Below are 23,346 nucleotides of genomic sequence, written 5' to 3' on the forward strand. Positions count from 1 at the left end.
GCCGAGTTGACCGATCCCTGGGTGGCCCTGGAACCGGGGGCCGACCCTGCCGAGCGTGTGCGGATACTGCGGCGCGCGCACGAGACGTTCACCGAGGCCGGCACGGTGCCGCGGCCGGTGCGGGCCGTGGTGGCCGACTCGTGGCGGCGTTCGGCGCGGGCCGGCGTCGGACCCGACGGCACCGCGAGCGTGGAGCTGACGGACAGTGACCTCGGCGCCTACCGGGCCGAGCATCCGCTGGCTCGGGTGATGCCTCTGTTCCGCGAACTCCTGGGCACGTTCGCCGCCGACGGGGAGCATCTCCTCGCGGTGTGCGACGCGCACGGCAGACTGCTGTGGGTCGAGGGCCACCCGGCGACGCGGCGCAGGGCGGATCGGATGAACTTCGTGCCGGGTGCGCGGTGGGCGGAGAGCGCGGTCGGGACGAACGCGCCGGGCACGGCGGTCGCCGTGGACCGGCCGGTGCAGGTGTTCGCGGCGGAGCACTTCATCCGCCGGGTGCAGCCGTGGACGTGCGCGGCGGCCCCGGTGCACGATCCGCGGACCGGGCGGGTGCTGGGCGCGGTGGACATCACCGGGGGTGACGGACTGGCCCATCCGCACAGTCTGGGCTTCGTCCAGGCGGTCGCGCGGGCCGCCGAGTCCCATCTGGCCCTGCTCGCACCGCAGGAGCCGGACACCGCGGCTCCGCGGCTGTCCGCGCTGGGCCGGGACGAGGCGCACCTGACCGACGGTGGCCGCAGGATCAGACTCAGCCGCCGGCACAGCGAGATCCTGGTCCTGCTGGCCCGCCACCCGGAGGGCCTCACCGGCGACGAGTTGCTGTGCGCGCTGTACGAGGACGAGTCGGTGCCGCCGGTGACGCTGCGGGCCGAACTGGCCCGGATGCGCGGGATCCTGGGTCCCGGGCTGCTGGCCTCGCGTCCGTACCGGCTCACCGTTCCCGTCGAGTCGGACGTCGCCGTCGTCGAACGGCGGCTGGCGGCCGGCGCGGTGACCGCGGCCGTGACGGCGTACGCCGGACCGCTGCTGCCGGCGTCTCAGGCGCCGGCGGTGGTGCGGCTCAGGCAGCGTCTCGCCGACGGCCTGCGCGCCGCGCTGATCGCCCGCCGCGACCCCGACCTGCTGGGGAACTGGGCGCACGCGCCGTGGGGCGAGGACGACCTCGAGGTGTGGCGGGCGCTGGCGGCGGCGCGTCCGACGGCCGCGGTCCTGGCCCGGCTGACCGCTCTGGAGTCGGAGCTGACGGCAACGGCCGGCTGGACCCGCCCCCGGTCGGCTCCCCGGTCCGCTCCCCGGTGAACGGGATCGGCGCAACGTACCTGCAACGTCCGGGTCCCTAGCCTCCCGCCGAGAGCTGTCCAACGGCGGGCAGCACTGCTGAGGGAGGCAGGCCACCATGACCCGTTACGCGGCGCCCGGAACCGAGGGCGCGATCGTCTCCTACCAGGCGCGCTACGACCACTTCATCGGCGGCGAGTACGTGCCCCCGGCTCGCGGGCAGTACTTCGAGAACCCGTCTCCGGTGAACGGGCAGCCGTTCACCGAGGTGGCTCGCGGCACGGCGGAGGACGTGGAGCGGGCGCTGGACGCGGCGCACGCGGCCGCGCCGGGCTGGGGGCGGACGTCGGCGACCGAACGCTCCGACATCCTGCTGAAGATCGCCGACCGCATGGAGGCGAACCTCGAGCCGCTGGCGGTGGCGGAGAGCTGGGAGAACGGCAAGCCGGTCCGCGAGACGCTGGCAGCGGACATCCCCCTGGCCATCGACCACTTCCGCTACTTCGCCGGAGCGGTGCGCGGGCAGGAGGGCTCGCTCAGCGAACTCGACGAGGACACGGTGGCGTACCACTTCCACGAGCCGCTCGGCGTCGTCGCGCAGATCATCCCGTGGAACTTCCCGATCCTGATGGCGACGTGGAAGCTCGCGCCGGCCCTCGCCGCGGGCAACGCGGTCGTCATCAAGCCCGCCGAGCAGACCCCGGCTTCGCTGCACTACTGGATGAGCCTCGTCGCGGACCTGCTGCCGCCGGGCGTGGTGAACATCGTGAACGGTTTCGGCGAGGAGGCGGGCAAGCCGCTCGCGTCCAGCCCGCGGGTGGCGAAGGTCGCGTTCACGGGTGAGACGTCCACGGGCCGGCTGATCATGCAGTACGCGGCGGAGAACCTGAAGCCGGTCACGCTGGAGCTGGGCGGGAAGTCGCCGAACATCTTCTTCGACGACGTGTGGGAGAAGGACGACGACCTGCGCGACAAGGCCCTGGAGGGCTTCACGATGTTCGCGCTGAACCAGGGCGAGGTGTGCACCTGCCCGTCCCGCGGCCTGGTCCAGCGCGGCAACTACTCCGACTTCATGGCCGCGGCGGTCGCCCGCACCGAGCTGATCAGGCCCGGGCACCCCCTCGACACCGACACGATGATCGGCGCCCAGGCCTCCGGCGACCAGCTCGCCAAGATCCTCTCGTACATCGACATCGGCCGGCAGGAGGGCGCCAAGGTTCTCACTGGCGGCGAACGCGCGGAGTACGACGGCGAGTTGAAGGGCGGCTACTACGTCCAGCCGACCGTCTTCGAGGGCGACAACCGCATGCGGATCTTCCAGGAGGAGATCTTCGGCCCGGTCGTCTCGGTGGCCTCGTTCGACGACTTCGACGACGCCGTGAAGATCGCCAACGACACGTCGTACGGCCTGGGAGCCGGGGTGTGGACGCGGGACATCAACACGGCGTACCGGGCGGGCCGGGCGATCCAGGCGGGCCGTGTCTGGACGAACTGTTACCACGCCTATCCCGCGCACGCGGCGTTCGGCGGCTACAAGCAGTCCGGGATCGGCCGCGAGACGCACAAGATGATGCTGGAGCACTACCAGCAGACGAAGAACCTGCTGGTGTCGTACTCGCCGAAGAAGCTCGGCTTCTTCTAGACGTAGAAAATGGGCGCCTGACCAGGGAAAGCGCCGGTCAGGCGCCCATCTCCGGGTGCACCTGGATCACGAGCCGAGATTCGGCCTTACTCCCGATTTCTCCCACCAGTGTCCCACCTCTGACCAGCGATCATCCACGGGTTCCGTGTAGGCCCGGCCAGACCGCCATCCACCGGCGGCTCTACCGCCGCGCGGACCACTCGCCAGGTCGTCTCGCGGGTACACGTCGAGGAGTTGGCTGGATGTCAGTCCAGATGGAGCCACATGATGGGGCGCAGTGGAGAACGCCAAGCTGTACGCATTCGGTTCCGCCCCTGAACGCCACGAGACTGCACTGGTCGCCCAGCCTCGTCTCGCGACATGCCGACATCGCGGTACCTGCATAGTTGCGCCATCAACTTATGTACCCTCAACGCGACGGCGGTCGTGGACGACCACACCGACCGCCGTTTCGCTTCCCGGGGAAACCCGGCGTGCGGCGGTCGCCGGAGAGGACTACCGGTGGTTGCCACGACCATTCAGCGACCATTCAGCGAGGACCAGCCATGAAGATCGGTTTTGCGCTTCCGCAGTTCCATAAGCAGGCTTTAGGCATAGCCCGGACCGCAGAGTTCGCCCGCGAGGTGGAGAACGCGGGGGCCGGGAGTCTGTGGGTGAGCGACCGCAACCTGGCCGCCGTCAATCCGAAGATCGGGTACGGAGGGCTGGGCACCACCATCCCCGCCGAACTCAACGCGGCCGCAGACCCGTTCGTACTCCTGGGCATCGCGGCGAGCGCCACCGAGCGTGTGCTGCTCGGCACGCATGTGCTCATTGCCCCGCTGTATCCGCCGATGCAGCTGGCCAGAGCGCTCACCAGCATCGACCTCATCAGTGAGGGACGTCTGCTGCCCGGGTTCGGCATCGGCTGGTCGCCGGAGGAGTACGAGGCCGCGGGTACGGACTTCACCCGGCGCGGCGCGAGGATGAACGAACTGCTCGACGCTCTCGACGCCATCTGGACCACCGACCCGGCCCAGCACAGCGGTGAGTTGATTTCGGTGCCTCTGCACCACGCTCCCCTCAAGCCCGCCCGGCGCCCCCGCCCGCCGTTCTATCTCGGCGCTCTGTCCGAGCGCGCTCTGCGGAGGGTCGCCGAGCGCGGTGACGGCTGGCTGCCGCTGGTCGTGGTGCCCAGTTATGTGGACATCGACGGACTGGTGAACCAGCGGGCGCTCATCGATCGGCTGGCCCGGGAGGCCGACCGGGACCCCTCCGCTATCGACACGGTCCTGCGGGTCAACATCGACGAGGGCACCACGACGCAACAGGTCGCAGACGTCATCAAGGCGGTCCACGTGCGCACCGGGATCGACCACTTCATGGTCGACTCGCTGTACACCGTCCACAGCGTCGACGGATCCATCGCCCACGCCGCCGAGCTGATCGCCCTGGTCGAGAAGGGCTGACAGCGGTACCGATCCGATGGTCGTACGGCTCGCTCCGGACGCCGTCCGCCTGGGGGAGGGTGAGCCGTACGCGGCGAGACCGACGAGGAGTGCCGTCCGGACGACCCCGCCCGTGGCATCCGGACGCAGGCCCGAGGCCGGGACACAACAGCATGCCTGCGGCCTTCTGTCCAGGCACTGGGAGTACCTGCCACTTGCTTGGACTTTCCCCCGTCAGCCCACCGCGCCAGGCATCCACCGGACTGCGCCGGCAGCTCCCGCTGGAATCGTCGTAGACGACGCGTCCCCACGCCCGCGACCTGTCTCCGGCGACCGCGCGGGAGCCCGACTCGGCGTCAAGCGCCAGGAGAAGGACTGCCGCGCTTTCAACGCCCGACTCGGCTGGACCGTTGTCGAGGTGTATGACGACAACGACATGTCGGCGACCAACCGCCGGAAGAAGTGCAAGGGAAGCGCTGGTTGAACTCGTCATCCATGGCGTCCGCGTAGGCGTCCGCGCGCACGTCGATCAGGGCCTGGCGGATCTGCGCCAGGCCCTTGTTGCCGTTGGCGCCTGACCGGTCGGCTGCCCCTCCGGCTGCCGCTCATTGACCGTGAACGAGTACGTTACCGACGGCACGGGCCGCCGTCCTCGTCACCGGAAGCACCAGGCGCCGGGCCTCCACCCACATCTCGGTCTGCCCGACGGAAGCAGCGTCGCCGACGGAGACCGTCACGTCATAGTTGCCGGGTGAGACCGCGTTGGCCGACGGAGCATCCGCCGCAAAGGGCTACCCACTGTCACCAGACGGAGCTCTGACGCTGAGGCATGGGCCACGTCCGGAGGGTGATCCGCGTCGCCTCGGAGCCGGTGAGACTTGCTATGCAACGAGTTGCATAGCACGATCGGTGTCATGGCGCTCGAGCACGCGATCCTGGTGTCGCTCTTGGAGAAGCCGGGATCCGGCTATGAGCTGGCCCGGCGATTCGAGCGGTCCATCGGCTACTTCTGGACCGCGACCCACCAGCAGATCTACCGCGTGCTCAAGCGCATGGAGAACGATGGTTGGGTCGACGTCCGGGACGTCGCGCAGCAAGGCCGGCCGGACAAGAAGGAGTACTCCGTCGCCGACCTCGGCCGGGCCGCGCTGTCCTCGTGGCTGCACGATCCGATCGAGCCCGAGAGCGTCCGCCACGACCTGGCAGTGAAGATCCGCGGTGCCGCCTTCGACGACCCGGCCGCCCTGATCCGCGAGGTGGAGCGGCACCGGCAGGCGCATCGGGACCGGCTGGCGCACTATCTCACGGGCGAGGAGCGGGACTTCACCGGGCCCGAGGCGAGCGCGGCCGCTCTCGAGGCGCCGCTCGACGCGGAGCGAGAGCTCCAGCACGCCGTTCTGCGCGGCGGCATCGCGTACGAGCGGATGATGATCGACTGGCTGGACGACGTGCTCGCCACGCTGGCCCGCTTCGGCACGAGCCGCTGATCACCGCCGCACCCCCCTACGACTCCTCCTCTCCCCTCGACTCCTCCAGCCGCCAGACCTTCCGATTGCCATCCGTCCACCAGCCGAAAGGGGTCCTCACCATGGCTGACCAACTGCTCTTCAACCCGCGCACGTACGACCCCGCGCACTTCGACCCCGAGACACGCCGCTTGCTGCGTGCCACCGTCGACTGGTTCGAGGAGCGCGGGAAGCGGCAGCTGATAGAGGACTACCGGAGCCGTGCGTGGCTCGGTGACTTCCTCGCCTTCGCCGCCAAGGAGAACCTGTTCGCCATCTTCCTGACTCCGTCGTCCGCCGCCGGGGAGGGGGAGCCGGACAAACGGTGGGACACCGCCCGTATCGCCGCGCTCAACGAGATCTTCGGCTTCTACGGCCTGGACTACTGGTACGCCTGGCAGGTCAGCATCCTCGGCCTCGGCCCGGTCTGGCAGAGCGACAACGTCGCCGCCCGAGCCCGCGCCGCGGAACTCCTCGCCCAGGGAGAGGTGTTCGCGTTCGGCCTGTCCGAGAAGTCCCACGGCGCCGACATCTACTCCACCGACATGCTGCTCGAGCCCGACGGCAACGGCGGCTTCCGCGCCACCGGCTCCAAGTACTACATCGGCAACGGCAACGCCGCCGGACTCGTCTCCGTCTTCGGCCGCCGTACCGACGTCGAGGGCCCCGACGGATACGTGTTCTTCGCCGCCGACAGCCGTCACCCGGCCTACCACCTGGTCAAGAACGTCGTCGACTCGTCCAAGTTCGTCAGCGAGTTCCGCCTGGAGGACTACCCCGTAACGGCCGAGGACGTCCTGCACACCGGACGCGCCGCCTTCGACGCCGCCCTCAACACGGTCAACGTCGGTAAGTTCAACCTGTGCACCGCCTCGATCGGCATCTGCGAACACGCGATGTACGAGGCCGTCACCCACGCCCACAACCGCATCCTCTACGGCCGCCCCGTCACCGCCTTCCCGCACGTGCGGCGCGAGCTGACCGACGCATACGTCAGGCTCGTCGGCATGAAGCTGTTCAGCGACCGCGCCGTCGACTACTTCCGCTCCGCCGGCCCCGACGACCGCCGCTACCTGCTCTTCAACCCGATGACGAAGATGAAGGTGACCACGGAGGGTGAGAAGGTCATCGACCTGATGTGGGACGTGATCGCCGCCAAGGGTTTCGAGAAGGACAACTACTTCGGCCAGGCAGCGGTGGAGATCCGCAGCCTGCCGAAGCTGGAGGGCACGGTCCACGTCAACCTGGCGCTGATCCTGAAGTTCATGCGCAACCACCTCCTCGACCCGGCCGAGTACCCCAGCGTGCCGACCCGCCTCGACGCGGCCGACGACGATTTCCTGTTCCGGCAAGGGCCGGCCCGCGGCCTCGGCTCGGTGCGCTTCCACGATTGGCGCCCGGCCTTCGAGGCGTACGCGCATCTGCCCAACGTCGCTCGCCTGCGCGAACAGGCTGACGCGCTCTGCGAGTTCGTCGCCACGGCCGCCCCCGACGCGGAGCAGAGCCGCGACCTCGACCTCGTCCTCGCGATCGGCCAGCTCTTCGCGCTCGTCGTGCACGGGCAGCTCGTCCTGGAGCAGGCCGGCCTGACCGGACTCGACGAGGACGTACTCGACGAACTCTTCGCCGTCCTCGTACGCGACTTCTCCGGGCACGCCATCGAACTGCACGGCAAGGACTCGGCGACCGAACAGCAGCAGGAGTGGGCGCTGCGCTCGGTCCGGCGGCCAGTCGTCGACAAGGCGCGCACGGAGCGAGTCTGGCAGCGGGTCGAGGCGCTGTCCGGCGCGTACGAAATGGCCCCGTAGCCGGGCCGTACGCATCACCGGTGGCGGGGCCCGCGCAGTGCCCGGCCACCGGTCGGTCAGAGCCGCTCAACGGACCTGACCGGCTAGGGGCAGGCGTCCTCGTAACCGTCACGCTGCCGAGCAGGGCCATCCTGGTGATCAAGGGCCGCCGGAGCCGGACCCCACGTGAACAAGCCTCGAGGTGTGCGAGCACACTCGATGCAGCCGTACCGACCATGAGCTTTCGCAGGCCCCTGAAGACGGGCGGATCAGCGCAGTCCGGCGAAGAGGTCGTTCTCGGGCAGGGCCGCGCCGGTGGTGTCCTGGACACGTACGAAGGTCTCGACGCCCATCAACTCGGTGAACCTTTCCTGGCCCATCTTGAGGAAGAAGATGTTCTCGCCCTGGCTGGCGTGTGCGGCCAGCGCATCGAACTTGTCACCACCGAACGCTGTGGTGTCCACCAAGTGGTGATCTCCTCGTCGGGGAGTCCGATCTCGGCCAGCGCGGCGGCCTCGGCGGGATCCGGCTCCTGCCAGTCCACACCCAACTCGCGCATGGCCTCCCCGAATCGCTGCATCACCGAGCGGGGCGCCGTCGTCCAGTACACCTTCGGTGTCGGCACCGTCATCGCCAGCGCCGCCATCGTGATGCGGTTCGCCTGGATGTGGTCGGGGTGACCGTAGAAGCCGTTCTCGTCGTAGGTGACGACCACATCGGGTCGGTGGTGCCGCATGAGCTCCGCGAGTCGGGCAGCGCCCTCCTCCGTCCAGCAGCGTGGACGAAAGACGCCGCCCCGGCGGTCCGGGAAGCCGGGCTCAGCCGCCGCGCCGCACCCGGGCCGCCTTGCGGGCCTCCGCGAGCTTGCGGGCCTCGCTGCTCTTGCGGGACGACCTGCCACCGGAGCCGCTCTGCGCGTCCTTGGCGCTGCCCAGGCCGCGGAACGGGGCGTTGTGGTTCTTGGGGCGCGATACGGCCGGCCCGCCGTCGAGAGGCTCTCCGGAGGGGGCCTTGGCGCCGGTGATCCGGCTTAGCTCCGCCTCGCCGGACCGCACTTTGGTGACCTTGGGAGCGACGTCTGCGTCCGCCATGACCTGGCTCGTCGCGCGGCGCTGTCCCGACAGGACGAGTGTCACGACGGTGCCGAGGCGGCCGGCCCGAGCCGTGCGGCCCGCGCGGTGCAGATAGTCCTTCGGGTCGGTGGCCGGGTCGACGTTGACCACGAGGTCGAGGTCGTCGATGTGCAGGCCGCGTGCGGCGACGTTCGTCGCCACCAGCGAGGTGACCTGCCCGTTCCTGAACTGGGCCAGAGTCCGGGTGCGCTGCGGCTGGGACTTCCCGCTGTGCAGGGCGGCGGCGGCCACGCCGCTGGCCCGCAGATGGCGCGTGAGCTGGTCGACGGCGTGCTTGGTGTCCAGGAACAGAAGGACGCGGCCGTCCCTGGCGGCGATCTCCGTGGTCACGGCGTACCGGTCCGGGCCGTGCACGACGAAGACGTGGTGCTCGATCGTGGGAACCGCGCTGGACGAGGGGTCCACGGAGTGGACGGCGGGGTCGCGTAGGTAGCGCTGCACCAGTTGGTCGACGTCGCTGTCGAGGGTGGCGGAGAACAGCATCCGCTGCCCGTCGGAACGCACCTGGTCCAGGATCTCGGTGACCTGCGGCAGGAACCCCATGTCAGACATCTGGTCGGCCTCGTCCAGGACCGCAATGCGCACCCGTCCCAGTCGGCAGGCCTTGCGCTCGATGAGGTCGTGCAGCCGGCCGGGCGTGGCGACGACGATCTCGGCACCGTCCCGCAGCACGGCGGTCTGCCGTCCGATGGACACTCCACCCACCACGGTCGCGAGCCGCAGCCGCAGCGCCGCGGCGTACGGGGTGAGCGCCTCACCGACCTGCTGCGCCAGCTCCCTGGTGGGGACCAGAACGAGCGCCAACGGCTCCTTGGGCTGCGCGCGCTGCCCGGCAGTCCGGGCAAGCATCCCCAGGCCGAAGGCGAGCGTCTTGCCGGATCCTGTACGGCCCCGGCCCAGGACGTCCCGTCCCGCGAGCGCGTTCGGCAGGGCCGCAGCCTGGATGGGAAAGGGCACAGTCACACCGTGCTCGTCGAGCACCCGCAGAACCTCGGCCGGCAGCCCCAGCTGTGCGAAGGACGCCACCGTGGGCAGCGCCGAAGTGGCGCCCGCCGGCTCGGACACACAGTCCTGCTGCCGGGCATCGACACGTGCTGATTCGCTCACAGAAAGCCTTCCTCGAAGGGACCGTACCGAGGAAGGCGCGGCAGGGACGCGGTCACCGGCCAGGGCCCCCGAACGGAGCACCGACACAGCGACGCTGCAAACAGCCAACGCTAGCACGGGGCACGCCGCCCGGGTCTCCCATGGCCGCGCCGCTCAGCCGAGGAACGACAGCCGGACCTGCCTGCGCGGCTTGTCCCGACGCGCCTGGACCACAACGCCTTCACCTGTGAAAACAGCCCGCGCCTGGACCTCGTGGACGCCAGAACACGCTTCTGACGACCTGCGCCGTGTGGTGGCACGGGGCCCGCGTCGACACCCGGCACCGCCCCGCCACCTATCCGGACCAGGAGCGGACCAACTTCGCCACTCCTCCGGCCATTTCACTCATTTTTGCAGGTCAGGGGCGGTCTGGGCCGTGTACCGCGAGCAGACGAAGAACCTGCTGGTGAGCTACTCGCCGAAGAAGCCGGGCTTCTTCTAGACGCCCGAAGAGAGGCGCCTGACCTGCCTTTTCGCCGGTCAAACGCCTCTCGATCATCCCACTCACCGCAGGGCCCGGGGTTGCGCAGTGACGCCGGCCAGTCGAACGCCCCCGGGCAAGGCGAACCCGGCGGTGGTCACCGCGAGCCCGGTCCGCTCCGTCCGTTTCTGCTTCATGAAATGCCATGTGCGGCCGATGGCCTTTCCTGGTGGTTTTCCTGTCGTGCCAGGGGGTGGCGGCCCAGCCATGCGGCGGCGCTCATGGCAGCCGCAGCCCAGTGCGTCTGCATCATGTCCTCCGACGCGTCACTCCTCGTCGCGCAGCCGGGCCGCCAAGGAGATCAGCGGCTCGGTCTCCTCGGTGTGGCCCAGGGCGGTCAGGCGGGAGACCGCCGCGTCGACGCGGGTGAGGGCGGGAGCGGGGCGCTCCAGGTAGACGCCCTCCACGACACCCGCGAGGCGGACGCACTCGGCCCACTCGCCTGCGCGGTCGTCCTCCGGTCCCGGCTCACCGAGCAGGGCGACGGCCTTCTCCAGCGCGGCCAGCGCGTCCTCGTACGCGCCGGCGTAGGCGTTGACCCGCCCGTGCTCATAGGCCAGCGCCGTGTCCAGGGAGCGGCCGTGGGCCTCGTACTCGGCGGCGCGGGCCTCGTCGGCGATCCGGCCGGCGTCGTCCAGGAAGGCGCGGGCGTCGGCCAGGCCGTCGGGGCCCTGCTGCTGGGCCTGGAGGCGGGCGAGTTCGCGCAGGCAGTTGCTGAGCTGTTCGTAGCGCGGGGCCCGGGCGTGGGCGGCGAGTGCCTGGTCCGCGGCCTCGCGGGCCCGGCCGAACTCACCGGACTCGCCGAGGAGTACGGCCGTCTCCGCGGCGATCATGGCATGGCTTCCCGGGTCGTCGTCCCAGCCGGCCGACTCGGCCGCGAGGGCGACGAACTCCGCCGTGGCGGCCTTGAGGTCCTCCCCCGCGCGCAGCGCGCGGGCGCGGGTCAGGCGCAGCTGGGCGACGAGCCGGTCGTCCACCTCTCCGGCGGCGACGTCCGGTTCGGCCAGCAGGGAGTCGAGCAGGGCGATGCAGTCCTCGACGCGGTCCAGGTCGAGGCTGAGCTGTGCCGCGTTGCTGTAGGTGCAGAACGCGTCGAACCGGCTGCCCCGGCGAAGGGCCACCTCCGCCGAACGCGTCAGGTGCCGCAGTGCCTCCTCCGGACGGCCCAGGTGCATGCAGGCCTCGGCCAGGTCGCCGTGGAGGCGGGTGGTGTCGACCGCGTCGGCCGGCCAGTCGGCCGCCCGGCGCAGGCCCTCGGCGAGGTCTGCGTACGCGGCCTGCGCGTCCCGGAGGCCGAGTTGGAGCCGGCCGCGCAGTCCGAGCGTGCGGGGCAGGTGCCAGGCGGGGCCGTGTGCCTTCAGCCGGTCGAGGAGGGCGTCGATCTCGGTGACCGCGGCGGGCAGGTCGCCGGAGATGGCGTAGGTGCTGGCCCGCAGCAGCAGGGCGCCGGAGACCTGCCCGACGACGTCGTGCCGGGTGGCGAACGTGTGCAGCAGGTCCACCTCGGCGAAGACCGGCGCGACGTGCTCCTCGCTCCTCGTGGCCTGCAGGCGCAGGCCGAGCGTGGTCGCCCGCAGCCGGAGCAGGCGGGCCTCCTGGTACGGAGCGAGGCCGGGCGTCTCCTCGTGCAGGCGGACCATGGACGCGTGGGCGGCGGTCAGCGCGGCGGCCTTCGCCTCGGTTCCGTCGGCGCCCTCCGCGGAGTTCTCGGCGGCGGCGAGCAGGGCGCAGGCGCGGGCGAGCGCCGCGTCGCCCGGCAGGCCCGCGTCGTCGTACAGGGCCGCGGCCTCCTCGTGGAGGGCGACGGCGTCGGCGAACTCGTCCTTCTCGCCCGCCCGGCCCCCCTCGTCGGCCAGCAGGTCCGCGCGCAGCCGGACGAGCGGGCCCACGGCCGGGTCGTCGGGGTGGGCGTAGTCGCGGGCGGCGACCAGCGTACGCAGCCGCGCCCAGCGGGCCTGCGCGTCCGGGTGCCCCTGCTCCTCCAACGCCCTTGCCTGCAGGATGAGTTCGGGCAGCGAGTCGGGGACGGTGGCGGCCGTGCGGCCGGTGGGCGCGGCGACCGGGGCGGCCGGGGCCACGTCGTCGAGGCTGCGGGTGCGCAGGGTCAGTTCCAGCTCGTCCAGGAGCGGCGCCCGGTCGAGGCGGGCCTTGCGGCGGTCGGTGTGGGCCGTGGTTCCGTTGCGGGCGTCGAAGCGGGCGGCGAGGTCGTCGGCGCGGCTGCGCACCTCGGCGCGCAGGCCGGCCACCGTCCAGGTGCGGCCCGCGTATCCGGCGGCGGGCAGTTCGCCGTGGCCGAGGAGTTCGACGCGCTGGAGCAGGACGTCGACGCCGGTGAGGAAGTCGAGCTGGTCCAGCGGCGAGTCGACCTCGTCGAACAGGTTGCGGTTCTCGGCGAGCAGTTCCAGGCCACGAGCCTCGTTGCCGGTGAGCGCGCAGAACTCCAGGTGCCGGCCGACCTCCCCGGACATCGAGGGGTTGCGGCGGCAGCCGCGGTAGCCGGCGAGGTGCAGTTCGCGGGCCCGGTCGGCGCGGCCGGTGCGCAGCAGGGGCAGCAGCGCGTACGAGAAGGAGCGGGCGGGCTCCTCCTGGCAGGACTCCTTCCCGGCCAGGACGGGCTCCCAGGTGCGCAGCGCCCGCTCGTCGTCGCCCGCCCTGAGGTGGTGGCGGGCGCGCTGGCAGATCTCGCAGGCCTCGCAGTCGCTGAGCCGGGTGCGGGTGCGGCCCGCCCACAGTTCGTAGGCGAGGGTGGTGTCCTCGCCGACGTGGGCGGCGAGCTGATAGGCCGCTCCGTAGTAGGGCTGGAGGCCGAGGCCGGCCTTCTCGTAGCGGTCGCGCATCTCCGTCAGCCACTGGCGCAGGCTGGCGAGCGGTATCTCGGGCAGCTGGCGCAGGGCGTGGGCCACCCACTTGAACCGCCAGAACAGCATGTGGCGCAGGCGCTCGTCGAAGACGTCGGGCTGCTCGTCGAAGAGGGTGAGCAGGCGGGCGAAGACGACGGGCGACTTGCGGGGTTCGGAGCCGTAGGTGTACGCCTCCTGGAGTTCGAGGAGCGCGTGGATCAGCGGGACGGGCTCCGCGAACTGCTCGGCGGCGTCGACGAGTTCCTCGGCGGTGACGGTGCGGGTGCGGCCGTAGGGGCGCTGGTCGTTCTCCTGGAGCGCCTGGTACAGCTCGTCTGTGTTCTGGGGACGGGGTGCGGTCGGCATCGTCAGCTGTCCTTGCGGAGGGCGTGGGCGAGAAGGTCGAGGAAGGAGCGGTTGATGAGGCTCGACTCGGCGGGCCTGAGCGGACGCCGGGACAGCATCGCGGCCTGCCCGTAGAGAGCTTCGGCGCTGGTGCGGGCCAGTTCGGGTTCGTCGATGGTGACGGCGGTGCGGACGAGGGGGTTGAGCTGGTTGAGGATCAGCTGGGCCCGCGGAGCCTCCTGACGCAGGTGGCCGAGGATGTCGCCCCACAGGCCGCCCTGCTGCTCGCGCGCGAGCCGGGAGCGGGTGCGCTCGTGCCGGGCCTCGCGGCTGTCGAGGAGGAGGGCGGGGGCGGAGGCGGGCTGGAAGGTGCGCAGCGCGACGTCGCAGTCGAAGACGGCGAGGGCGTCGCGGGCCTGGGCGAGGTAGGCCGCGGCGGCCAGTTCCGTCTCCCGGTCGACGGGGTCGAGATGGGCGGTGAGCGTGGCCGGGTCCAGGTCGGCGACGCTCACCTCGGGCCTGATCTCCGGCAGCCGGTGGACCAGTTCACGGTCGTAGGTGTAGCCGCCGTTGACGACGCCGAGCCCGGCGGCCGAGGCGATCGCCGCGACCTGCCGGAACTCCTCCACGCTCGATGTCACGAGCACGGTGCGGTGGGTGCGGGCGAACTCGTCGAGGGTGGTGTGCCCGTCGGTGGTCTCGAACGGCAGCCAGGGCAGCAGCATCCGCAGGATCTCGTCGTCGTGCACCGCGAGCGACTTCACGGCCAGGTGGTGGGCCTGGAGGAAGCGGTGGAGCAGGTCCGGGTCGCTGGCGGCGGCCCGGGCGATCCAGGCGCGCAGCCGCTCGGCGAGGGCCTCGCGGACGGCGGCGAGGGTGTCGTCCTCGTACAGGGACTCGCGGGACGCCGTCGGGCGCAGGCTCTCGGCGTCGACGACGCAGCGGACGAAGAACGCCCAGTCGGGCAGGATCTCCTCGGCCTGCTCGGACAGCAGCATGCCCTTGACGTGCACGCGGTGCCCGTGGCGGCGGCCGGCCGGCACCGCCTCGGGCAGCACGCAGGCGATGCCCTTCAGGCCCACGGCCGGCAGGTCCAGCTCGATGGTGTCCAGCGGCGTGAACCCGAAGACCTCCTCGCCGTACGCGGCCAGCGCGCGGGAACGCGCTCCCGGCGTCGGGTACGTGCGCGCCCAGGGCGCGGGCTCGGGGTTGACGGACGCGCCCGGGCCGCCCGTGCCGTCGTCGAAGGTCACCGGGTGGCGCAGCAGGGAGCCGAAGTGGCGCGCCAGCGCGTGCACCTGCGCCGGCCGGGTCCACTCGCCCGCGTCGGCGCGCGGTGTCAGGGTGACGGTGGTGCCGGGCCGGGGGCGGGCGGAGGCGGGAAGGGTGCGGACGGTGTAGCTGCCGTCGCCGCGTCCCCGCCACTCCACGGCGGGTGCGTCGGGGGTGCGGGCGGAGCGGCTCAGGACGTGGATCTCGTCCGCGACGAGGAAGCAGGAGAGCAGGCCGATGCCGAACTGGCCGATGAAGTCGGCGCGTTGTTCGGCGATCTGGTCGGCGCGCTTGCTGCTGCGGCCGATCGTGGCGAGGAAGGTGTGCACGTCGGCCTCGGTGAGACCGACGCCGTCGTCCTCGACGCGTACCACCGCACCGTCGGCGTACAGGCGGATGCCCAAGGGATCGGCGGGGGCCGCCGGTTCGAGGCGGTGCCGGGCGGTGAGCGCGTCCACCGCGTTCTGCAGCAGTTCGCGCAGGTAGACGCGGGGGCTGGAGTAGAGGTGGTGGGAGAGGAGATCGACGAGGCCGCGCAGATCGACCTGGAAGGTGCGGTCGGCGGCGGGGCTCAATGGGGTGTCGGGCAGAGTCATCGGGCAGTCCGGGGTGAGGTCTTCGACGAGTGGCGGGCGGGGCGGGTTCAGGCGCGGCGCCGGAAGCGGGCGTACGCCTTCTCCGGCTGGGCCATGTACTTCCAGGGCCAGGGGGTGTAGGCGCCGTCCAGTTCGTGGAAGACACGTGGGGCCACGATGCTCTCGGCGGACAGGGCCAGGGCCATGGCGAAGATGTTGAAGTCCTCCTGCCAGCCGGGGCGCCGCTCGTACGCGGGGTGGAGGATGCTGCGCCGGGCCGCCTCCCTCAACTCCTCCTGGGTCTGGGGTGTGTCGAGGTGGTCCTGGTTGTCCGACTCCACCCACTCCTCGATGTGGGCCATGGCGATCACACAGCCGAGACGGTGTCCGTCGGGCGCGCCGGCGAAGGCTTCACGGGCGAACGCCAGGGCCTGGCCCGGCTCGCCGCTCCATCGGGGCTGCAACTGCGACACCCACTCGATGTGGGTCTCCAGGTCCAGCGGGTCGCGGCGCAGGGCGGCGTCGAGCCGGGTCTCGTTGACGGCGGGGCCCAGCGACATGCCGCGGCCGGAGGTGAGGAGGCGGCGCCACGGCGTGACCCATTCCGGCCGCAACTCGGCCGCCTCGAGCAGTTACTCCTCGGCGATGTGGAGCCGCTCGTGGAAGATCCGCCACTGCTCCTGCGTGACGTTCACGGCAAGCGCGGAGGTGCGCGCCTCCCAGCCCCAGATGATGTGGCGTGCCCCGGATATCAGCAGGGCCGTCGCCCGGTGCTCCTTGTCCTCCTCGACGGCCCGGCCGATCCAGTCCTGCACACCGTCCAGGTCGGCGAGCTCACCCAGGACCTGGTGGTCGCGGCCGAGGTCGAAGGGGGCCAGCGCCGTCTTGACCGCGTCCCAGTCACCCGCGTCGGCGGCTTCGACCAGCGCGAGCACCCGCGCGTCCCCGAGCGCGCGCAGCGCGTACGTCCCGTTCTTCTGCCTGCGCGGGACGGGAAGGGCGTGCGGATCCGCCGCCGGTCTCTCCGCACTCCTGCCGAACAGCTTGCCGAACATGCCGCGCCCTCCCCTGGTCCCGCGTGATCGTCCGGTGCAGCATAAACGGCACCACTGACACCACCTCCACCGAGTTTTCAGCGGAGTTCACGGGCCTGGTCCCAGGGCGCTCCCCCGGGTCTCAGAAGCTGCTGAGCCGCTTGTGCAGGGCCTCTCTGATCTTGGCTTTGATGACCTTCCGCAGGCGTGCCTCCTCCGAGATGAGGAAGTCTCGTCCGGCGCGGTCCTGGTGCGGCGCGTCCAGCCCTGCCAGTGCTCCCAGGGGGTGTGGCCGCGTGCGGAGTTGGCCGATCGCACCAGGGGGACGAGGCGAGGCCCTCGTGGCCGCGGGGTGCGGCAGAGCCGCACCCCGCAACGCTCGTCGTGCCCCGGTGAGGCTCAGAGAGCGGTGAAGGTCCACAGCAGGTTGGTGCTGCTGCCGTACGTCCACTGCTTGGTGACGGAGCCCGAGGCCACGTTGCCGCCGCCGTCGAGGACGAGTCCGGTGGTGCGGTTGGCGATCGTGTAGCGGCCGCCGCCCCGGTGGGTGATCTTCCACTGCTGGTTGGACCCGGTGTTCCAGGCGGCCTGCCGGGCGGCGGAGCCGTCGGCGGTGGCGCCCCAGCCGTCGGCGACCATGCCGTTGGTACGGTTGACCAGCCTGTAGTAGCCGCCTCCGACCTCCACGGCCTGCCACTGGAGGTTGTTGCTGCCGTCCCAGGTCCACTGCTTCAGGTTGGACCCGGAGGCGACGTTGCCGCCGCTGTCCAGGGCGAGGCCGTCCGTGACGTTGGTGAGCCGGAAGTACCTCGCAGGGTCGAACCGCACCTTCAGCGAGGTGACCTGGTCGTTGTTGCCGGTGACGCGCAGATCGGGGTTGTCGGCGGTGAAGGTCCAGGAGGTTCCGGTGAAGTTGTCGCCGGAGTAGCCGATCACCTGGTAGCCCGAGGCCAACCGCAGGGAGGACAGGGTGCGCGCGCCCAGGCCGGCTGTGGTCAGGTCGGCCGCCGTGTACTCGCCGAGGCCGAGCACGGCGGCGGTGCCCGTGTAGTTGACGTCCTGGTAGCCGATGAAGCCGGTCTGCGGCCGCAGGGACGGGATCGCGCCCGGGAAGGAGAGCTTCAGGACGTAGGCGCCCGCGCTGTACGGAGCCGAGGACGGCAGGGTGACCGTGAGGCCGGACGCGCTCTGGACCGGCGTGGGCAGGTCGATGTAGGAGCCGGCGGTGGCGCCGAGGAGCTTCGCCGACGTCAGCGACGAGAGGTTGATCTGGTCGGAGCTGAGGGTCTTGATCGTCAGCGAGCTGCCGGGCCAGCCCAGGACGGTGGCGTACAGGACGTTGTTCGCCTTGTTGCGGGTGAAGCGGATGTCCTGCGCCGTGCCGGCGTGCGGGGTGGTGAACGCGCCGCCGCCCATCTTCGTCGGACCCTCGCCGTACGCCTCCCAGGCACGCGTCGAGTACACCGACTCCCCGAAACGGTTCAGGTAGTCCCCGATGGCCAGCAGGATGTCCTTCTGCCCCTGGGGAATGGTCCCGTCGGCCATCGGCGCGATGTTCAGCAGCATGTTGCCGTTCTTGCTGACCCGGTCGATGAGCGAGTGCAGCATCTGCTGGAAGCTGTAGTAGCCGATGCCCTGGGTGTAGCACCAACTGCTGCTGGAGATGCTGTCGTCGGTCAGCCAGTAGGGGGTGGTCAGGTCGCCGGGGCCGCCGCGCTCGTAGTCGAAGACCTCGCCCCTGCTGTTGAAGCCGTCCTTGTAGGTGGCGACGACCTCGCGGCCCCAGCTGTTGGCCTGGTTGTAGTAGTACGAGAGGAAGTTCAGGCGCTGCGTCTCGTCGACGGCGTCGAGCTTGAAGTCCTGCCAGAGGATGTCGGGCTGGGCGCGGTCGATGACCTCCTTGAGCTTGTCGTACCAGAGCTGGTTCTCCGCCGCCGCGCCCAGCTGGCCGTAGAGCTTCTTCAGGCTCGGGTCCGTCTGGGCGGGGGCGTACTCGTAGTAACCGTTGTAGTTGTACGCGTGGTGCATGGCCACCAGGAGCTTGAGGCCCTTGGCGCGGATGGCCGTGGTGAAGAGCTGGAGCAGGTTCAGCCCCGGGCCCTTGTCCACCGAGTTCCACTCGTTGACCTGGCTGTCCCACATGGAGAAGCCGTCGTGGTGTTCGGCGACGGGGCCGGCGAACTTCGCGCCGGCGTCGACGAACAGCTGCGCCCACTCGTCGGGGTCGAAGTTCCCGCCCGCCGACTTCAGCTTCGGCGCGAACTTCACGGTGTTGCCCGCGAGGTCCTGCGCTCCGTCGATGAAGTTGTGGAACGGCCACGCCGAGGGCTGGCCGTAGGTCGCGATGTGGTGCTTGTTGGCGTTGCTGCCACTCGCGTACATGTTGCGCGGGTACCACTCGCTGTCGTAGGCGGGAACGCTGAAGGCGCCCCAGTGGAAGTAGATGCCGAACTTGGCGTCCTGGAACCACTCCGGGGCCGGCGGGTGCTGGTCGACCGAGTTCCAGTCGGGCGTGTAGGTGCTGGGCGCCGCCTGCGCGACGGCGGCGCCGAGGACACCTCCCGCCACGGCCGCCGCGGCCACGAAGGTGGCACCGGCCAGGAACTGGCGTCTGTTGATCGAACTCGACATAGGACATCCCTGATGCGGAGGGGGACAGGGGAAGGCAGGGGGAAGAGGGGGAGGACAGGACCGGCGCGGCTCGCAGCCACTGGGCGCCGGCTGTTACGCACGAAGGTCGTCCATGTGTCCCCTGGATGTCAACGGGCGTGCAGGGATGAAAAGCAAGGATTGACCAGGGATTTTGTGAGTTTCATTCGACTTTATCCCCATTTGTCCATAGCCAGACATCGCATGTCTTCTTCGCGCGAGATGGCTGGATCACAGCAGAAGAACGATTCGATTGATGGGATGGATTGAGCCAGCGAAGCCGTCTCTGTAGCTCAGCAGAACGGGCTTAGCTGGGCATTTCCGGCGATACGTGGCGAGGGGCTGGACAGGAGCTCGCCATCCCTCTATACATACATCCCATCTCTCCGACGCGGCGGCACGCAGATGCCGCCCAGTCGAAACATCTCCCGCTACGGGACCAGCGCGAGGAAGCACCGATGAGACTCAGAACCGTCCTCTGCTCCACCGCCTCCGCCCTGTCCGCACTGGCGCTGCTCAGCGCCTGCGGTGGCTCCGGCACCGCCGCCACCTCGAGCGACACGCCGCTGGTCGGCGTCGACTACCCGCGCTCCGACACCGACTTCTGGAACTCGTACATCAAGTACACGCCGGAGTACGCCAAGGAGCTGGGCCTCTCACTCAAGACCACCAACTCGCAGAACGACGTCGCCAAGCTCACCGCCAACGCGCAGACGTTCATCAGCCAGGGCGTGAAGGGGCTCGCCATGGCCCCGCAGGACACCGCCGCCATCGCACCGACCCTGGCGCAGCTGGAGGCGAAGAAGATCCCGGTCGTCACCGTCGACACCCGCCCCGACAGCGGCAAGGTCTTCATGGTGGTGCGCGCCGACAACCGGGCGTACGGCGAGAAGGCGTGCCAGTACCTGGGCACCAAGCTCGGCGGCAAGGGCAAGGTCGTCATGCTCCAGGGCGGCCTGGACTCCATCAACGGCCGTGACCGCACCGAGGCGTTCAACGACTGCATGAAGAAGAACTACCCCGGCATCAAGGTGTTCGGCGAGGCCACCAACTGGGACGGCGCCGTCGCCGCACAGAAACTCCAGACCGACCTCACCGCCAACCCGGACATCAAGGGCGTCTACATGCAGTCCAGCTTCGCCCTGGCCGGCACACTCCAGGTCCTCAAGCAGAAGGGCCTGTTGGTCGACCCGAAGGACAAGAAGCACGTGTTCGTCGTCTCCAACGACGGCATCCCCGAGGAGCTCAAGTCCATCGCCGCCGGGAAGATCGACGCCACGGTCTCCCAGCCGGCCGACCTCTACGCCAAGTACGCGCTGTATTACCTCAAGGCCGCGATCGACGGGAAGACGTTCAAGCCCGGCAAGACCGACCACGACAGCACCATCATCCAGGTGCGTGAAGGCCTGCTGGAGGACCAGCTCTCCGCCCCGCTCGTCACCGCCGACGGCGGCACCTACGGCGGCGTGCCCAGCGTCAGGAGCGACGACAAGTCCCTGTGGGGCAACAACCTCGGCTGACGGTCGCTGCACAGTGCAACAGCTCACGAACACAAGGCGGTTGAGATGAGCGACGGGGAGCGAGCAGTCACCCCCGCACCTGCCCCGGCGGACGGCGGACGGGTCCCGGCGGATCCGCCCGTCGTCGAGGCGACGGGCATTGTCAAACGATTCGGTCCGACGGTCGCCCTGAACGGCGCCCGGATCACCATCCGAGCCGGCGAGACCCACGCGCTCGTCGGCCGCAACGGAGCCGGCAAGTCGACGCTGGTGTCCGTCCTCACCGGGCTGCAGGCCCCGGACGAGGGAACGGTCACCTTCGGCGGCGCCCCGGCGCCCCGGCTCACGGAACGCGACGCCTGGCGGCAGCGCGTGGCCTGCGTGTACCAGAAGTCGACGATCATCCCCACCCTGACCGTCGCCGAGAACCTCTTCCTGAACCGGCACGACCACGGCCGCGGCCGCCTGATCAGCTGGCAGGGTGTGCGCCGCCGGGCGCAGGAGCTGCTGTCGACCTGGTCCGTGGACGTGGATCCGCAGACCCCGGCCGGTGATCTCACCGTGGAGCAGCGGCAGTTCGTCGAGATCGCCCGTGCGCTGTCCTTCGGTGCCCGGTTCATCATTCTCGACGAGCCGACCGCCCAGCTCGACGGCGCCGCGATCAACCGGCTCTTCGACCGGATCCGCGACCTGCAGCGCCAGGGCGTGACCTTCCTGTTCATCAGTCACCATCTGCAGGAGATCTACGAGATCTGCGACATGGTGACGGTCTTCCGGGACGCCCGGCACATCCTGACGGCGCCGGTCGCGGACCTGCCCCGCGTCGAGCTCGTCGCCGCCATGACCGGCGAGGCGGCGGCGGACCGGCCGGAGGAACGGGCGAGCACCCTCGACGCCGGCGCCACCGCGGCGCTGAGCGTCCGGGGCCTGACCGGCGAGGACTACGGCGACGTCACCTTCCAGGTGGGCGCCGGGGAGATCGTCGGCCTCGCGGGGGCCGCCGGCAGTGGTCGTACGGAGGTCGCCGAGACCGTCGTGGGCCTGCGCGCGGCCGCGTCCGGAGACGTCGAGATCGCCGGGCGGCGGCCACGGCCCGGCAGTGTGCCGGCCGCGCTCGCGGCCGGTGCCGGGTTCGTCCCGCAGGACCGGCACCACCAGGGCTTCGTCCCGGAGATGTCGATCGCGGACAACGCCACCCTCTCCGTGCCGAAGCGGCTGGGACAGGGCGGGTTCCTGAGCCGCAGTCGCCGGGACCGGCTCGCCGCGGGCATGATCGAGAATTTGGCGATCAAGACGCCGGGCCCCGACCTGCCCGTCTCCGCCCTCTCCGGCGGCAACCAGCAGAAGGTCGTCATGGCCCGCGCCCTCGCCGACGACCCCAGGCTGCTGGTCCTGATCAACCCGACCGCGGGCGTGGACGTGCGCTCCAAGGAGTTCCTCCTCGGCAAGGTCGAGGAGACCGCGGGCACCGGCACCGGGGTGCTCATCGCCTCCGACGAACTCGACGACCTGCGCATGTGCGACCGGGTCCTGGTGATGTTCCAGGGCCGTGTGACCTCAGAGATCGCCCGCGGCTGGCACGACCACGACCTCGTGGCCGCGATGGAAGGAGTGGACCTCCATGTCTGAAACCGTCCTCGCGGACCCGCCCGCTCCGAAGGCCTCGGAGCCTCGGGCCAAGCGGACCGCGTTGCTCGGTGGCCGGATACCGCTGGCCCGGCTACGTGACCTCGCGCTCGTCCCCGCGATCATCGCGATCGCGATCGTCGGCCAGATCGTCAACCCGGTCTTCCTACAGGCCGACAACCTCATCAACGTCCTGCAGACCATGTCCGAGATGGCCCTGCTGGTCCTCGCCCAGACGATGATCCTGATCGTCAAGAAGATGGACCTCTCCCTGGAGTCCACCATGGGCCTCGCGCCCGGCGTCGCGGCCTGGCTCGTGGTGCCGACCGGCGCGGGGCACGGCCTCGGGCTCCTCCCCGGAGGGTGGGCCATCCCCGTCACCCTCGCCGTCGGCGCGCTCGTCGGCGTGATCAACGCGGTGCTGATCATCCGGTTCGGTCTCAACGGCTTCATCGTCACCCTGGGCATGCTGATCGTGCTGCGCGGCGTCCTGACCGGCATCTCCGGCGGCCAGACCTTCTTCCAGCTGCCGCAGTCGATGCTCTACCCGGGCACGGCCGAATGGCTGGGGCTGCCCGCCTCCATCTGGATCTGCCTCACCCTGTTCGCCGTCGCCATCGTCGTCCTCGGCTGGACCAGCTTCGGCCGTTCGCTGTACGCCATCGGCGGCAACGTCGACGCGGCGAAGGCGGCCGGCATCCGCACCGACCGGGTGCTGTGGATCGTCATCGTCACCGGCAGCGTGCTCGCCGCGCTCGCGGGGCTGCTGCTCTCCGGGCGCCTGGCCTCGGTCGCGTCCGCGCAGGGCAACGGCTACATCTTCACCGTGTTCGCCGCCGCCGTCATCGGCGGGATCAGCCTCAACGGCGGCAAGGGCACCATGTTCGGGGCCTTCAGCGGCATCCTGCTGCTGTTCATGATCCAGAACGTGCTCACCCTGGCCGGTGTCCCCGCCCAGTGGATCGGCGCCCTCAACGGCCTGATCATCCTGGTCGCGCTGACCATCTCACGCATCACGGGCGGCAAGGTCCAGGAGTGAACCGGGCGGCCGTCGCCGGATCACGAGTGACCGCACGGCCGTCCCCGGACTCCCTCCGCCGTCCC

At 70.4% G+C, this 23,346-nt stretch carries 12 protein-coding genes and 3 pseudogenes; 8 read left to right on the forward strand and 7 right to left on the reverse strand.

Translation table 11 applies throughout. The features are described from left to right. The first annotated feature begins 6 nt into the window (after nt 1-6). From ACPT94_RS10035 to ACPT94_RS10045, 3 genes are all read left to right on the forward strand, one after another. Entirely contained in the window at nt 7-1,302 is a 1,296-nt protein-coding gene (locus ACPT94_RS10035) for a GAF domain-containing protein (RefSeq protein WP_360331569.1), read from the forward strand. A 97-nt stretch (nt 1,303-1,399) separates the two neighbouring features. Next, nucleotides 1,400-2,923: an acetaldehyde dehydrogenase ExaC gene (gene exaC, locus ACPT94_RS10040; protein ID WP_425245672.1), complete on the forward strand. Its 1,524-nt coding sequence runs from the start codon at nt 1,400-1,402 to the stop codon at nt 2,921-2,923. 545 nt (nt 2,924-3,468) lie between these two features. Next, nucleotides 3,469-4,371: a TIGR03619 family F420-dependent LLM class oxidoreductase gene (locus ACPT94_RS10045; protein WP_360331575.1), complete on the forward strand. Its 903-nt coding sequence runs from the start codon at nt 3,469-3,471 to the stop codon at nt 4,369-4,371. A gap of 446 nt (nt 4,372-4,817) precedes the next feature. Here the strand turns inward: ACPT94_RS10045 and ACPT94_RS10050 are convergent. After that, nucleotides 4,818-4,904, reverse strand: a pseudogene (locus ACPT94_RS10050) (GNAT family N-acetyltransferase); the annotation flags it as partial. A 360-nt stretch (nt 4,905-5,264) separates the two neighbouring features. Here ACPT94_RS10050 and ACPT94_RS10055 point away from each other — a divergent pair. Both ACPT94_RS10055 and ACPT94_RS10060 read left to right on the forward strand, forming a co-directional pair. Then, nucleotides 5,265-5,837, forward strand: a complete 573-nt coding sequence (locus ACPT94_RS10055; protein ID WP_425245673.1) for a PadR family transcriptional regulator — start codon at nt 5,265-5,267, stop codon at nt 5,835-5,837. A 101-nt stretch (nt 5,838-5,938) separates the two neighbouring features. Continuing rightward, nucleotides 5,939-7,663: an acyl-CoA dehydrogenase family protein gene (locus ACPT94_RS10060; protein ID WP_425245674.1), complete on the forward strand. Its 1,725-nt coding sequence runs from the start codon at nt 5,939-5,941 to the stop codon at nt 7,661-7,663. A gap of 248 nt (nt 7,664-7,911) precedes the next feature. On the opposite strand, the pseudogene ACPT94_RS10065 reads toward ACPT94_RS10060, so the two are convergent. The 6 genes and pseudogenes from ACPT94_RS10065 to ACPT94_RS10090 all read right to left on the reverse strand — a co-directional run. Beyond that, a pseudogene (locus ACPT94_RS10065) lies at nt 7,912-8,408 on the reverse strand (PIG-L family deacetylase); the annotation flags it as partial. A 52-nt stretch (nt 8,409-8,460) separates the two neighbouring features. Further along, nucleotides 8,461-9,882, reverse strand: coding sequence for a DEAD/DEAH box helicase (locus ACPT94_RS10070; RefSeq protein WP_425245675.1), 1,422 nt, complete (start codon nt 9,880-9,882; stop codon nt 8,461-8,463). A 786-nt stretch (nt 9,883-10,668) separates the two neighbouring features. Next, nucleotides 10,669-13,608 carry a hypothetical protein gene (locus ACPT94_RS10075; protein ID WP_425245676.1) on the reverse strand — a complete coding sequence of 980 codons (2,940 nt, stop codon included), beginning with the start codon at nt 13,606-13,608 and terminating at the stop codon, nt 10,669-10,671. A gap of 2 nt (nt 13,609-13,610) precedes the next feature. After that, on the reverse strand, nt 13,611-15,455 hold the full coding sequence (locus tag ACPT94_RS10080; protein ID WP_425245677.1) for an HSP90 family protein: 1,845 nt from the start codon (nt 15,453-15,455) through the stop codon (nt 13,611-13,613). A 47-nt stretch (nt 15,456-15,502) separates the two neighbouring features. Then, nucleotides 15,503-16,489 (reverse strand): annotated as a pseudogene (locus tag ACPT94_RS10085) (hypothetical protein). A gap of 378 nt (nt 16,490-16,867) precedes the next feature. Further along, a complete protein-coding gene (locus ACPT94_RS10090) occupies nt 16,868-19,099 on the reverse strand; it encodes an alpha-L-fucosidase (RefSeq protein WP_360331658.1) in 2,232 nt (743 codons plus the stop codon). A 476-nt stretch (nt 19,100-19,575) separates the two neighbouring features. Here ACPT94_RS10090 and ACPT94_RS10095 point away from each other — a divergent pair, with 476 nt between their 5' ends. Genes ACPT94_RS10095 through ACPT94_RS10105 form a run of 3 tightly spaced genes read left to right on the forward strand, consistent with a single transcriptional unit; the run spans nt 19,576 to nt 23,281 of the window. Continuing rightward, nucleotides 19,576-20,637 carry a sugar ABC transporter substrate-binding protein gene (locus ACPT94_RS10095; protein ID WP_360331661.1) on the forward strand — a complete coding sequence of 354 codons (1,062 nt, stop codon included), beginning with the start codon at nt 19,576-19,578 and terminating at the stop codon, nt 20,635-20,637. Between the two features lie 45 nt (nt 20,638-20,682). Next, complete coding sequence (locus ACPT94_RS10100) at nt 20,683-22,245, forward strand: sugar ABC transporter ATP-binding protein (RefSeq protein WP_425245678.1); 1,563 nt, start codon at nt 20,683-20,685, stop codon at nt 22,243-22,245. After that, on the forward strand, nt 22,238-23,281 hold the full coding sequence (locus ACPT94_RS10105; protein ID WP_360331667.1) for an ABC transporter permease: 1,044 nt from the start codon (nt 22,238-22,240) through the stop codon (nt 23,279-23,281). The genes ACPT94_RS10100 and ACPT94_RS10105 overlap by 8 nt, the downstream gene beginning before the upstream one ends. Nucleotides 23,282-23,346: the final 65 nt, after the last annotated feature.

It is taken from the genome of Streptomyces aurantiaciflavus (assembly GCF_049808595.1).
Taxonomy (GTDB): domain Bacteria; phylum Actinomycetota; class Actinomycetes; order Streptomycetales; family Streptomycetaceae; genus Streptomyces.

Excerpts from the sequence above, each read along its gene's own strand:
- ACPT94_RS10060 (WP_425245674.1), top strand. The coding sequence starts at position 5,939 with ATGGCTGACCAACTGCTCTTCAACCCGCGCACGTACGACCCCGCGCAC.
- ACPT94_RS10090 (WP_360331658.1), bottom strand. The coding sequence starts at position 19,099 with ATGTCGAGTTCGATCAACAGACGCCAGTTCCTGGCCGGTGCCACCTTC.
- ACPT94_RS10100 (WP_425245678.1), top strand. The coding sequence starts at position 20,683 with ATGAGCGACGGGGAGCGAGCAGTCACCCCCGCACCTGCCCCGGCGGAC.
- ACPT94_RS10095 (WP_360331661.1), top strand. The coding sequence starts at position 19,576 with ATGAGACTCAGAACCGTCCTCTGCTCCACCGCCTCCGCCCTGTCCGCA.
- ACPT94_RS10080 (WP_425245677.1), bottom strand. The coding sequence starts at position 15,455 with ATGACTCTGCCCGACACCCCATTGAGCCCCGCCGCCGACCGCACCTTC.
- ACPT94_RS10055 (WP_425245673.1), top strand. The coding sequence starts at position 5,265 with ATGGCGCTCGAGCACGCGATCCTGGTGTCGCTCTTGGAGAAGCCGGGA.
- ACPT94_RS10075 (WP_425245676.1), bottom strand. The coding sequence starts at position 13,608 with ATGCCGACCGCACCCCGTCCCCAGAACACAGACGAGCTGTACCAGGCG.
- ACPT94_RS10045 (WP_360331575.1), top strand. The coding sequence starts at position 3,469 with ATGAAGATCGGTTTTGCGCTTCCGCAGTTCCATAAGCAGGCTTTAGGC.
- exaC (WP_425245672.1), top strand. The coding sequence starts at position 1,400 with ATGACCCGTTACGCGGCGCCCGGAACCGAGGGCGCGATCGTCTCCTAC.
- ACPT94_RS10105 (WP_360331667.1), top strand. The coding sequence starts at position 22,238 with ATGTCTGAAACCGTCCTCGCGGACCCGCCCGCTCCGAAGGCCTCGGAG.